At 74.3% G+C, this 11,796-nt stretch carries 11 protein-coding genes; 2 read left to right on the top strand and 9 right to left on the bottom strand.

Annotated elements, in window-relative coordinates:
* Positions 1 to 175 precede the first annotated feature (175 nt).
* Positions 176 to 2,047, top strand: a complete 1,872-nt coding sequence (locus O7612_RS14480) for a nucleoside-diphosphate sugar epimerase/dehydratase (protein WP_282273747.1) — start codon at positions 176 to 178, stop codon at positions 2,045 to 2,047.
* A gap of 49 nt (positions 2,048 to 2,096) precedes the next feature.
* On the opposite strand, the gene O7612_RS14475 is transcribed toward O7612_RS14480, so the two are convergent.
* The 9 genes from O7612_RS14475 to O7612_RS14435 all read right to left on the bottom strand — a co-directional run bounded on the left by O7612_RS14475 (position 2,097) and on the right by O7612_RS14435 (position 9,765).
* Positions 2,097 to 2,300: a hypothetical protein gene (locus tag O7612_RS14475; protein WP_282273746.1), complete on the bottom strand. Its 204-nt coding sequence runs from the start codon at positions 2,298 to 2,300 to the stop codon at positions 2,097 to 2,099.
* A gap of 110 nt (positions 2,301 to 2,410) precedes the next feature.
* Positions 2,411 to 2,788: a DUF1622 domain-containing protein gene (locus O7612_RS14470; protein WP_282273745.1), complete on the bottom strand. Its 378-nt coding sequence runs from the start codon at positions 2,786 to 2,788 to the stop codon at positions 2,411 to 2,413.
* 39 nt (positions 2,789 to 2,827) lie between these two features.
* Positions 2,828 to 3,415 carry a TMEM165/GDT1 family protein gene (locus O7612_RS14465; protein WP_282273744.1) on the bottom strand — a complete coding sequence of 196 codons (588 nt, stop codon included), beginning with the start codon at positions 3,413 to 3,415 and terminating at the stop codon, positions 2,828 to 2,830.
* Between the two features lie 331 nt (positions 3,416 to 3,746).
* Complete coding sequence (gene egtD / locus O7612_RS14460) at positions 3,747 to 4,718, bottom strand: L-histidine N(alpha)-methyltransferase (RefSeq protein ID WP_282273743.1); 972 nt, start codon at positions 4,716 to 4,718, stop codon at positions 3,747 to 3,749.
* Positions 4,719 to 4,871: 153 nt separating this feature from the next.
* Positions 4,872 to 5,612 (bottom strand): ergothioneine biosynthesis protein EgtC, encoded by a 741-nt coding sequence (gene egtC / locus O7612_RS14455; protein WP_282273742.1) that lies wholly within the window; start codon positions 5,610 to 5,612, stop codon positions 4,872 to 4,874.
* A 16-nt stretch (positions 5,613 to 5,628) separates the two neighbouring features.
* Positions 5,629 to 6,966 carry an ergothioneine biosynthesis protein EgtB gene (egtB, locus tag O7612_RS14450; RefSeq protein ID WP_282273741.1) on the bottom strand — a complete coding sequence of 446 codons (1,338 nt, stop codon included), beginning with the start codon at positions 6,964 to 6,966 and terminating at the stop codon, positions 5,629 to 5,631.
* Entirely contained in the window at positions 6,963 to 8,198 is a 1,236-nt protein-coding gene (gene egtA / locus O7612_RS14445; protein WP_282273740.1) for an ergothioneine biosynthesis glutamate--cysteine ligase EgtA, read from the bottom strand. Before egtA ends, egtB begins: the two co-directional genes overlap by 4 nt.
* A 147-nt stretch (positions 8,199 to 8,345) precedes the next feature.
* A complete protein-coding gene (locus O7612_RS14440) occupies positions 8,346 to 9,125 on the bottom strand; it encodes a hypothetical protein (RefSeq protein ID WP_282273739.1) in 780 nt (259 codons plus the stop codon).
* 16 nt (positions 9,126 to 9,141) lie between these two features.
* A complete protein-coding gene (locus tag O7612_RS14435; protein WP_282273738.1) occupies positions 9,142 to 9,765 on the bottom strand; it encodes an RNA polymerase sigma factor in 624 nt (207 codons plus the stop codon).
* 531 nt (positions 9,766 to 10,296) lie between these two features.
* Here O7612_RS14435 and O7612_RS14430 point away from each other — a divergent pair.
* Complete coding sequence (locus O7612_RS14430) at positions 10,297 to 11,697, top strand: serine/threonine-protein kinase (RefSeq protein ID WP_282273737.1); 1,401 nt, start codon at positions 10,297 to 10,299, stop codon at positions 11,695 to 11,697.
* The last annotated feature ends 99 nt before the right edge of the window (positions 11,698 to 11,796 follow it).

Below are 11,796 nucleotides of genomic sequence, written 5' to 3'. Positions count from 1 at the left end.
GCGGCGGAACGGCTAGCCGATGAAAAAGCACGAAGTCTCCCTAGGTTCTGATAAGCACATGAGAGTATCTAAACCCTGCAAGTAGCCCGTTAAGCGGCAAACGCAATGTATACGATTGAAACCTCGTGCTCACGGTGAATCATCTCAATAACGGGACAAAACGTAGAGGACGCCCATGGATCACACCGACCCCCTCAACGACTCCACCAAGCGACGGGACTGGGTCACCCGGCGTGCGAAGACCCTGTCCTTGCTAACGCTCGACACCGCCTCCTGGTGCGCGGGTTTCCTGGTCGCCTCCTGGGCCCGGTACGAGTTCGGCATCACGCCGCGCCAGTGCGCGGCGGCCCTCGGCGCCGCCGGAGTCTGCGCCGTCGTCCACGCGGCGCTCGAACAGGTCCGGTTCACCGCCCGGGGACGGCACCCTGTCGGCAGCGTCGGTGAGGCACGCGACCTGGGCGGGACCGTGCTGATGACCGCGGTGGTGGCCCTGGCCGCGCTGCTGCCGATGACCGACCGACCGGTCCCGGCCAGCGTCCCGGTCCTCGGCGCGGCCGTGGCGCTGCTGGCGATGGGCGGTGGCCGGGTCTTCTACCGGTGGCGACGCGACCGGGACACCCGACCGGCCCGCTCGGCCGACCGGACGCTCATCTACGGGGTGGACGCGGCCAGCGAACGGCTGATCCGGGTGCTGCTCGGCGACCCCGCCAGCGGCTACCTACCGGTCGGCCTGCTCGACGACGACCCGGACCGGCAGGGGCTACGGGTGGCGGGCCTGCGGGTGCTCGGCGGCCGCGACGAGCTGACCCAGGCGGTCCGGCGCACCCGGGCCAGCACGGTGATCTTCTCGATCAACGGCTCGGACGCCGAGCTGATGCGGGACGTCCGCAGCCGCACCCTCCAGTCGGGCGCGGCGTTCAAGGTGCTCCCCCCCGTCCGGGAGCTGCTGGACCGCCCGGTCACCGCCGACGCCGTCCGCGACCTGCAGATCACCGACCTGCTCGGCCGTGCCCAGCGGGTGGCCGAACTGACCGTGGAGCGCAGTGGCCTGGCCGGACGCCGGGTGCTGGTCACCGGGGCCGGTGGATCGATCGGCTCGGAGCTGTGCCGGCAGATCGCCCGCTGCGACCCGGGAGAGCTGATGATGCTGGACCGGGACGAGTCGGCCCTGCACGCCCTCCAGATGTCCCTACACGGGCGGGCCCTGCTGGACGGCCCGGAGCTGATCCTCGCCGACATCCGCGACGCCGACGCCATCACCCGGATCATCGCCGAGCGGCGGCCCGACATCGTCTTCCACGCCGCCGCCCTCAAGCACCTCACCCTGCTGCAACGGCACCCGGGCGAGGCGATCAAGACGAACATCCAGGGCACCGTGAACGTGCTGGAGGCGTGCCGCGACGTCGCCGAGTTCGTGAACATCTCCACGGACAAGGCGGCCAACCCGGTCAGCGTGCTCGGCTACTCCAAGCGGATCACCGAGCGGCTGACCGCGCACTACGCCGACCGGTACGGCGGCGCGTTCCTCAGCGTCCGCTTCGGCAACGTGCTCAGCAGCCGGGGTTCCGTGCTCACCGCCTTCCAGGCCCAGGTCCGGGCCGGACTGCCGATCACCGTGACCCACCCGGACGTGACCCGGTACTTCATGACCCTCCAGGAGGCGGTGCACCTGGTCCTCCAGGCCGCCGTCGTCGGCCGGGGCGGCGAGGCACTGGTGCTGGACATGGGCGAGCCGGTGCGGATCGCCGAGGTGGCCCAGCGGCTGGCCGCCGAGGCACCCCAACCACCGGAGATCGTCTTCACCGGCCTGCGCCCCGGGGAGAAGCTGCACGAGGACCTGTTCGGCGTCGACGAGATCGACAGCCGCCCGCTGCACCCGCTCATCTCCCACGTCCGGGTACCCCCACTGGCCCCTGCGGAACTGGCCGGACTCGACCCGTACGGGGAACCGGAGGAGCTGATCAAGCGGTTGGCGGCGTGCTGCGACGGCAGCCGCACCCGGCTCGACGACGCCACCCGGCTCTCCGCGCTGCCGGCGCCACGCTGACCGGAGCGTCCGCCCGGCACCCCGTGCGGGGGTGCCGGGCGGACGCCGGTCACCGGCCCCGCCGTGCCGCGGAGTCCCGCCCGTCCGGTTCCGTCTCCTCCAGCGCCTCGGAGAGCGGCTCGGTCAGGTCGTCCGCCGGCACCGCCACCGCCTCGGCCCGGTCCTGCTCGTCGGGACGACCGTCCGCCGGGGTCTGCGGGGCGGTCGCCCCGCCCGCGAAGCCGTACTCGTTCGGCTCGTCGTGTCGCCGCATAGCGGAATCCTTCCCGTCACATCCGGTTCGTGCCCTGCTCGCCCCGGTGGGGCCTCCCCCGGCTTACCCACCCCGTGGGGCCGGTAGTCGGCGGCGGGACTCACCGCGGATCACCGGTGTGCCCGCCCGCCGGCCTCCGCCCCGACGCCGAGCTGCCGCCGCTCCTGGCTGATCTCCCGACGGAGCACGACGTTCAGCGCGGTCCGGATGGTGGCGACCGCCGCCAGCTGGCCGAGTTGGGCGAAGGTCGGCGACACCGCGGTACGCAGGATGTCCGCCGCGAGCTGGAACTCCAGGCCGAGCACCAGGAACCGGCCGAGGGAGAGCCGGATCGGGGTGAACACGGCGGCGCTGCGGTGCCGCAGCCCTTCGACCACGCACCGCAGCGCCGCCCAGAGCGCACCGACGACGATCGTCGCCGCGCCGAGCGTCTCCACCACCCCCACCACGACCAGGTCACCGTGTCGCAGCAGCTCGTCCAGGCTCACCGCGGGGCGTTACCCGCCCCCGGACCCGCTAGTCGGCGATCAGGCCAGTTCCCGCACCGCCTCCAGGATCAGCCACAGACCGCAGACGGCGAAGAGCACCGCGGCGCCGTACCGGATGGTCGGCTCCGGCAGGTGCCGGCCGAGCAGCCGGCCGACCAGGATGGCCAGGGCGTCGGCGGCCACCATCCCCAGCGTCGAGCCGAGCCAGGTGCCGAACCAGCCGTACTTGGTGGCCAGCGTGATCGTCGCGAGCATCGTCTTGTCGCCCAGCTCGGCCAGGAAGAACGCCACACCCACCGCGAAGACGGCCGACTTTCCGGTCTTCTCCGCCTTGCGCTTCTCCTCCTCGGTGAGCTTGTCCCCGCGCAGCGTCCAGACCCCGAAACCGAGGAACGCCAGACCGGCGACCAGGGATATCCAGTCGGTGGGCAGCGCGGCGTTGAGGCCCACCCCGATCGCCACCGAGGCCAGGTGCACGATCGCGGTGGCGACGGTGATGCCGATCAGCACCGGGACCGTCCTGAACCGGGTGGCGAACGTGAGCGCCATCAGCTGGGACTTGTCCCCCAGCTCGGCCACGAAGATGACGCCGAAGCTGACCACCAGCGCGACGAGAAAACCGTCCATGAGAACCTTCCCGATCAGGCCGGGAAGAGGTGTGGGGCGCCCTCGACCCGGCTGTGACAGCCTGAGTCGAAGGTCTCGCCCGCCCTGTCCGAGGACGGGGCCGCGTGGCCGGATGCGGAACGCACCAGTGTGTCGACCACGACATTGGGGGCTACTCCCCTTCGCGCCAGCCAGCCTAGCCGACCCGCACGCCGCCCGGCGGGCCGGGTGCGGGGCGTCACCCCGACCCACCGGCGGGTCGGCGGCCGACACTGCGGTGGGTCGGGGTCGACGGGACTGGTCGGTGGCCGACAGTGCGGTGGGCCGACGCCCACCGACCGGCCGGCGCGGCTCAACACGCCCGTGCCAGCGTCACCCCGAACAGGCCGTCGGGGTCGGTCCAGAACTCCGCCGGCAGGAAGCCGGCCGCCGTCAACTCGGCCGCGATCCCCTCCGGCCGGAACTTCGCCGACACCTCCGTACGCAGCTCCTCACCCGCGGCGAAGTCGACGGTCAGCCCGAGCGCCGCGATCCGCACCCGCATCGCACGGCCGGCCCGCAGCCGCATCTCGATCCACTCCCGGGCCGGATCCCAGACCGCCACATGGTCGAACGCGGTCGGGTCGAAGTCGGCGTCCAACTCCCGGTTGACCACCCGGAGCACGTTGCGGTTGAACTCGGCGGTGACCCCGGCGGCGTCGTCGTAGGCCGGCACGATCACCGCCGGGTCCTTGACCAGGTCGGTGCCGACCAGCAGCTGGTCGTCCGGTTCCAGGGCCGCACGCATCGCCGCCAGGAAGCCGGCCCGCTCGGCCGGCAGCAGGTTGCCGATGGTGCCACCCAGGAAGGCCACCAACCGCCGGCCGCCGGTCGGCAACCGGTCCAGCTGCCGGGTGAAGTCACCGACGATGCCGCGTACCCGCAGCTCCGGGTAGTCGGTGGCGATCTGCGCGGTGGACTGCCGCAGCGCGCTCACCGACACGTCCAGCGGCACGAAGGTGCCCAGCCCACCGTGCCGGGTGAACGCGTCCAACAGCAGCCGGGTCTTCTCCGACGAACCGGAACCCAGTTCGATCAGCGTCTTCGCCCCGGTCGACGCCGCGACGTCGGCCGCCCGTGCGGCGAGCACCGCCCGTTCCGCCCGGGTCGGGTAGTACTCCGGCAGCCGGGTGATCTCCTCGAACAGCTCGCTGCCCCGGGCGTCGTAGAACCACTTCGGTGGCAACCACTTCGGGTCGGCGGTCAGCCCGGCCCGGACGTCGGACCGCAGTGCCCGGTCGAGGTCCCGCTCCTCCAGGTAGATCTCCAGCGGTTCCGCGCTCATCAGTTCCCCTCTCCTGCGTCGACATCGTCCCGTCCCCTGCGGTCACCCCGGTGCGCGACAGCGCAGCCGGTCATTCCGCCCGGTACGCCACGGCGCACCCCGCTACCCCGCCCGGTGCGCGACATCCCGCCCGGTGCGCGACGGCGCAGCCGGTCACCCCAGCGCGCCCAGGCGCACCCCGTCCGGTCCGGCCCGCACCCACCGCCGGTCCGGCACCTCCCGCCACTCGGGCGCGTCGTCCACCGGCTCGGAGGCCAGCAGCACCGCCCCGGGGGTGACGCGCACCGACAACGCGTGGTCCCACACGCTCGCCACCACCGACACGCCGTCGGTGAGCAGGAGGTTCAACCGGGAACCCGGTGCCGCGACGGCCACCTCCCGCACCGTCTCGGTGACCGCCTCGTCCGCCGACGCGCCGGCCCGCAGCCGGTGCCGGACCAGCGCCCACAGCAGCGCCGAGTCGGTCGGCGCGTCGAGGGTGAGCAGGTCCCGCACCGGCAGCCCACCGGCCAGCCCGAGCACCGAGTCCGGCCAGCCGCGCACCACCCCGTTGTGGCTGAACAGCCACCGCCCCTCGGCGAACGGCGCGGCGGCGCTCTCCTGCACCGGCATGCCGACCGTGCCGGAGCGCACCGCGGCCAGCACCGCGCCGGCGGTGGTCACCCCGGCCAGCTCCGGCAGGGTCGGATCGGACCAGATCGGGCCGGCCCGCCGGTACCGCACCGGGGTCGCGGTGCCGGGGTACCAGCCGACGCCGAAGCCGTCCGCGTTGACCGTCCCGCCGCCCCGCATGTCCCGGGGCGCCCAGGACTGCCGCACCAGCGAGTGCGGCGGGTCGTACAGCAGCGCCCGCAGGGTCACCGGAGGCCCGAGGTACGCCAGGTGCCGGCACATCAGGCGACTCCGCCGGTCACCCGTGGGCCTCCTCGGGCCGGGCGTCACGGGCACAGCGGAAGCCGCTGAAGATCTGCCGCCGGATCGGGTGGTCCCAGTTGCGGAAGGTGCCCCGGCAGGCCGCCCGGTCGGTGCCGAACGACCCGCCGCGCAAGACCCGGTAGTCGCCGCCGAAGAACACCTCGGAGTACTCCCGGTAGGGGAAGACGGCGAACCCGGGGTGGCCGTGGAAGCCGCTGGACGTCCACTCCCAGACGTCGCCGATGAGCTGGTGCACGCCGAGCGGCGACGCCCCCGCCGGGTACGCCCCGACCGGCGCCGGCCACAGGTGCCGCTGCCCCAGGTTGGCGTGCTCGGCGGTCGGCTCGTCGTCGCCCCACGGCCAGCGCCGCGACCGGCCGGTCGTCGGATCCCAGCGGGCCGCCTTCTCCCACTCCGCCTCGGTGGGCAGCCGTTTGCCGGCCCAGCTCGCGTACGCCTGCGCCTCGTGCCAGCAGACGTGCACCACCGGCTCGTCGTCGCGGACCGGTGCCCACCGGCCGAACCGCTGGTAGGCCCAGCCGTCGCCGTCGCGCCGCCAGTGCATCGGCGCGGTCAGCCCGGCTCCGGTGCGGTGCCGCCAGCCGGCCTCGCTCCACCAGCGCGGATCGTCGTATCCGCCGTCGGCGATGAACTCCCGGTACGCCCCGTTGGTCACCGGCGTCGCGTCGATGACGTACGCGGGCAGCTCGACGGTGTGGGCGGGCCGTTCGTTGTCCAACGCCCAGGGATCGGTCGAGGTGCCCATGGTGAACGGCCCGGCCGGCACCAGCACCTCGGCGGCGACCCGCGCCCGGGGCTCGGGGGGCGGGGGCGCGTCGAGCACCGGCGGGCCGGCCCGGAGCTGGTGGGTGGCGAGCATGGTCTCGTCGTGCTGCTGCTCGTGCTGCACGATCATGCCGAAGACGAACCCGTCGGCGACCAGCGCCCGGTCGGTGAACCGGATGCCGTCCAGCAGGTCGTGGACCTTGTCCCGGACGGTCGCCACGTACGCCCGCGCCTCGGCCGGGGGCAGCAGCGGCAGTGCCGGCCGGTCCTTGCGGGGCTGCTTGAAGGCGTCGTACAGGTCGTCGATGTCCTGGCGGACGGGCGTCCGCCCGCCGACGTCACGGACCAGCCAGAGCTCCTCCTGGTTGCCCACGTGGGCGAGGTCCCAGACCAGCGGGGACATCAGGGTCGAGTGCTGACGGACCAGCTCGTCGTCGTCGACGGCGGTGGTGAGCGCGTCGGTGCGCGCCCGGGTCCGGGCCAGTTCGGCGGCGATCCTGCTGCGCAGCGGCTCGGCTTCGGTGCCCGGTTCCTCGGTGGTGGTCACCGGTCCCCCCTCTCCGCGGCGGCGATCCGTCGCCGGATCCCGCTGTCGATCTCGTCGTGGGTCCGGGCCGGCAGGTCCAGCGCCGACAGGCTCCGCCCGGCCAGGTCGAGCAGGGCCGCGGCGGCCGCGGCCAGCGGCGGGTCGGCCAGTCCGTGCCGGGCCGCGGAATGCCAGCGGTCGGCCACCGGCGTGGCGATCGTCCGGGCCGCCCGGACCGTCCGGTCGTCGTGCAGCAGCGCGGTCAGCACGGCCAGCGGGATCGTCCAGTCCCGGCCGGGCTGGGCGTCGAGGTAGCGGACCTCCAGGTAGCCGCGCGGGCGCACCGGCGGGAAGAGCGTGCTGACGTGGTAGTCCAGGTCGTCGGTGGTGGGTGGGAACGGCAGCGCCCCGGCGATCCAGTCGGCGAAGGTGATCCCCGGCGGCGGCGTCCAGTCCGGGCCGGCGTGCCGCAGGCAGAGCAGCGGCGCGGCGAGGACGTACTCGGTCCAGGCGACCACCGGGTCGCGGTCCGGCTGGTGCGCCGACCAGACCGGCCCGGTGCGGGCCGGGTCGATGTCCAGCCAGGCGGCCATCCGGGCCGATGCCCATCCGGTGGGCCGACCGGCGTGCCGGCCGGCGGTGGCGAAGGCCGCGACCAGCGCCGGTCCCATCGCGTGCACCGCCGCCCACCGGTCGGGCAGCCCGGCCGGCTCCCCGACGTCGAGGCAGACCTGGAGGCCGGCGGTGCTGTACATCATGGTCTGCCCGGCCGGCCCCCGGCGGTCGAAGACGCAGCGCATGGCGCGGTAGCGCGGGGTGTCGACCACCGGACGCGGACTGCGCCACGGGTCGATGCCGCTGCGTCCGAGCACCAGCCCGGCGCGGCCGAGCAGGGCGTCAAGTTCGTCGATGTCGGCCTGTGTGGCCGCGACCAGCGCGGCGACCGAGGATCGCGGCGCGGTGGACACCTCCACCTGCCCGCCGGGCTCGACGGTCACGGTACTGCCGTGCCGGAGGGGGCGGGCCGGGCTGGTGTCGTCGAGGGTGGGTGGGCTGTGCGGCCCGAGTGCCGCTCGTAGCCGCGCCCGGTCCAGTGGCCGGGCGGGGTCGGCGGCGTCGTGGACGGTCCATTCCAGTTCGACGCCGGTCAGGGTCGGCGGCCCGGTCTTGAAGCAGATCCGGGCGAGGTGTCCGGCGGCGCCGGACACCTCGCCGAGCACGACCGACCGGTCCAGCTCCGGCGATGTCACCACGGTGCGACCCCCTCCCGAGACGGGGATCCGACCCCACCGGCCGGTCGGGCAGGCCGACGGTGGAGACCGCCCCGTCCCTCCATCCTCTGTCTAACAGACCGATACCGCAGGCCCGGGGGGAAGAAACATTCTGCGAAGCCTCGTCGACTAGTTGCCCGGACCGGGGCTGGACGTGCCCCCGGGACCGTTACCGTTGCCGGGTCCGGTACCCCCCTTGGGACCGGTGCCGCCCTTGGGGCCACCGGTGGCGGGGCCGGGAGCGCCGGCCGAGGGATGGTCGGGGACGAGTGCCCGGCAGTACGCCTCCACCCGGTCGGCTCCACCGGCGGCATCGACCAGGCCGGCGAAGCCGGGCTTGGTCAGCGCCTTCGCCCGTTGCTCGGGCGACTTGGCCAGGTAGGCCCGGCACTGTCCGGTCCACCTGCCGTCGCCCGCCGGCTTCCCGCGGGGCGGGGTCGCGGGTGGGACGGCGGCACCCGGCGAGGTGCCCCCCGGTGCGGCGGTGGGTCGGCGCGACGGGTCCGGCCGGTGCGGGGTGGGGCTGGTGGATCCGGTGTCCGAGGCGGACGGGACGGGGCCGGGGGTCCGCTCGCCGGGCCGGTCGTCGAGGGTGACGGCGGCGAACGCCACCCCCGCGGTGGCGGTGGCGGCCAGCCCGGCGATCCAGGCCAGCACGCCAGTGGTCAGCCGACGCCGCCGGACGCCGGACGCCGGGGCCGCGGCCCCCCGCGCGGCCCGGAAGGCCGCCACGGCCGCCTGCTCACCGGTGAGTTCCCCGGGTCGGGCCGGGGCCGCGGCGGTGGCCAGCAGCCGGGCGAGCGGATCGTCGGCGGACGGCGGCACGCCGAGGCCGGTCGCGTCGAGCAACCGCTCGGCCTCGGCCCGGTCCACCGTCCGCCCGGGCCGGGCCGGGCGGCGGAAGTTCATCCAGTTTCCCCTCACGTCAGCCGTCCGCCGGCTCAGCCCGGGACGCGTGCGGCGTCGGCCGGGGTCGGGGCGGGGCGGCCCGTTCGTCGTCGGAGGGCTGCGCCGCGTCCGGTCGCTCCAGCAACGCCGCCAGCCGGCGCAGCCCCCGGTGCGCGGCCGTACGGACCGCGCCCGGTCGCCGGCCGAGCACCTGTCCGGCGGTCTGGGCGTCCAACCCGATCACCGCCCGCAGGAGCACGGCCTCCGCCTCCCGGGGCGGCAGGGTCGCGATCAGGGCCAGCGCGGACTCGGTACCGATCGTCTCACCGGCCCGTTCGGCGGTGTCGGCGTCCCCGGCGAGGTCGGTGAGCGCCTGCACCGGAACCGGCAGCGAGGGACGGCGACGCTGCCGACGGAGGTGGTCCATGGCCCGGTTCCGGGCGATCGTCACCGCCCAGGCGCGGAACTCGCCGCCGGTGAACCGGGACAGGTCCCGGGAGATCTGCAACCAGGTCTCGGAGGCGACGTCCTCGGCGTCGGGGCCGACGAGCGCGGTGAGATAGCGCAGCAGGCCCGGTTGCAGGCTGCGGTAGAGCAGCCGGAACGACTCCTCGTCACCGGCCTGCGCCGCGGCGACCGTCCCGGCCAGGTCATCGGTCATGGTCGCACCGCTCCCACCGGCTGAGCAGGTCATCGGTCATGGTCGCACCGCTCCCACCGGCTGAGGCGGCCCGATGACGGGCGGACGCAAGCCGCAGCCCGGCAGGCGGTTCCTCTCGCGCACCTTCAGTCCCCCGCTGAACCCGATCGCACCCCGGCACCGCAGGCCGAGGACCCGTCCGCACACCGCCGCGGGAGTGCGGCGTCGCAACGGCGACGCGGCACGGGCAGCGGGGCGGCCAACATTAGGAGCACACCGTCGATGGAGGCAAGTCGGCGGCGGAGCGGTCGGGGTGAGATGAATCCGGCCGGGCCGACGGCGCGTCGGCGTGACACGGATCGCCACCGGGGCGTACCGACCGCAAGCCCCAGGTCACGGCCGGGTCGGCCGGAGCGGACGGTGACGGCGGGTGGTCTCCCGACCACCCAACGCCAGCCACCGCGGCAGAACGGACCCGGCCGGTCGTCCCGCGAGTGCACCGAAGGGATATCGGCATCTGCCGGACGGGAGGACCCTGGGTACGGTATGGGGGTGTTGTCATCCGAGCTCGTGCTCAGCGGTCGCTACCGCCTGGACGAACGTGTCGCCACCGGCGGCATGGGCGATGTGTGGCGGGCCACCGACCTGGTGCTCGGCCGCCAGGTCGCGGTGAAGGTGCTGCTGCCGGCGCTGGTCTCGGACCCCGACTTCATCGCCCGGTTCCGCTCCGAGGCGCGGATCATGGCCGCGCTGCGCAACCCCGGCATCGTGCAGGTCTTCGACTGCGGCGAGGACCGCCTCGCCGACGGCACCCGGGCCGACTACCTGGTCATGGAGTTCGTCGAGGGTGAGCCGCTGTCCCGGCGGATCGAGTCGGCCGGTCACCTGGACGTGGCCGAGACCATGTCGATCGTGGCGCAGGTCGCGCAGGCCCTGCACGCGGCGCACGCCGGCGGGATCGTGCACCGCGACGTCAAGCCGAGCAACCTGCTGGTGCAGGAGGACGGCACGGTGGTGCTGGTCGACTTCGGCGTCGCCCGCTCCACCAATGTGACGAGCATCACCAGCACCAACGCGGTGCCCGGCACCGCCCTCTACATGGCGCCGGAACAGGCGTCCGGGCGGCCGGTCTCGGCCGCCACCGACATCTACGCCCTCGGCGCGGTGACGCACTGCTGCCTCACCGGGCAACCCCCGTTCACCGGGGACAATCCGCTCCAGGTGGCCGTGCGGCACCTCGACGACGAGCCGCCGGAGTTGCCGGCCGACATCCCGGAGCCGGTCCGCGCCCTGGTGGCACGCGCCCTGGCCAAGGACCCGGCGGACCGGTTCGCCACCGGCGCCGAGATGGCCGCCGCCGCCCGCGCCGCCAGCGGTGACGGCACCGCCGCCCTGACCGCCCTGGTGACCCCGCCGCTGCGTGACCCGTCCGGGGCGAACGGCCCGCGGGTCGGCCCGTCCCGCGCCGCGACGACGGTGGGCGGCCCCCGGTCGCGGCGCAACCGCCGGGGCTCCCTGGTCGGCGCACTGGCCGCGGTGCTGGTGGCGCTGACCGCGCTCGGTGCCGCGTTGGGTGCCACGAAGTCGCTCGACAGCGGCACGCCGAACATCCGCGACACCGGGCCGGCGGTGGCACCCACCGACCGGAGCGAGCTGCCCACGGTCACCGAGGAGACCGGCTCCGAGGAGCCGGACCGCACCAACCGCCCGGATTACCAGAACCAGAAGCCGTCGCCGTCGGTGTCGGTCAGCCCGACGCCGCTGCCGGGCGGATCGCCCCCGCCGGCACCGACCACGTCGGCACCGACCACCCCGGTCGGCACGCCGCCGACCACCACGCCGGCCCCGGTGGACCCGCCGCCGACCACCACGCCGGCCCCGGTGGACCCGCCGCCCACCACGGCCGACTCCGGCGGCGGGGGCGGTAACAATCCGCCGCCGGCCGGCACCTGACCCGCTCCGGGCCACGAGTGCCCGGAAATACCAAAACGGACTTAGATCGCTATATCGCCAGTTAGGCTCCTCGGCGGGACACATCTGCCACGGGAGCCC

It is taken from the genome of Micromonospora sp. WMMD987 (assembly GCF_029581435.1).
In the GTDB taxonomy this organism is placed as follows: domain Bacteria; phylum Actinomycetota; class Actinomycetes; order Mycobacteriales; family Micromonosporaceae; genus Micromonospora; species Micromonospora rifamycinica.
Note: the sequence above shows the minus strand (reverse complement) of the source record. Positions and strands in the feature narration are given on the sequence as shown.

What these genes read in the sequence shown, in the direction of transcription:
- O7612_RS14480 (WP_282273747.1), top strand. Translation starts at nt 176, where the DNA reads ATGGATCACACCGACCCCCTCAACGACTCCACCAAGCGACGGGACTGG.
- O7612_RS14475 (WP_282273746.1), bottom strand. Translation starts at nt 2,300, where the DNA reads ATGCGGCGACACGACGAGCCGAACGAGTACGGCTTCGCGGGCGGGGCG.
- O7612_RS14465 (WP_282273744.1), bottom strand. Translation starts at nt 3,415, where the DNA reads ATGGACGGTTTTCTCGTCGCGCTGGTGGTCAGCTTCGGCGTCATCTTC.
- egtD (WP_282273743.1), bottom strand. Translation starts at nt 4,718, where the DNA reads ATGAGCGCGGAACCGCTGGAGATCTACCTGGAGGAGCGGGACCTCGAC.
- egtC (WP_282273742.1), bottom strand. Translation starts at nt 5,612, where the DNA reads ATGTGCCGGCACCTGGCGTACCTCGGGCCTCCGGTGACCCTGCGGGCG.
- O7612_RS14440 (WP_282273739.1), bottom strand. Translation starts at nt 9,125, where the DNA reads ATGAACTTCCGCCGCCCGGCCCGGCCCGGGCGGACGGTGGACCGGGCC.
- O7612_RS14435 (WP_282273738.1), bottom strand. Translation starts at nt 9,765, where the DNA reads ATGACCGATGACCTGGCCGGGACGGTCGCCGCGGCGCAGGCCGGTGAC.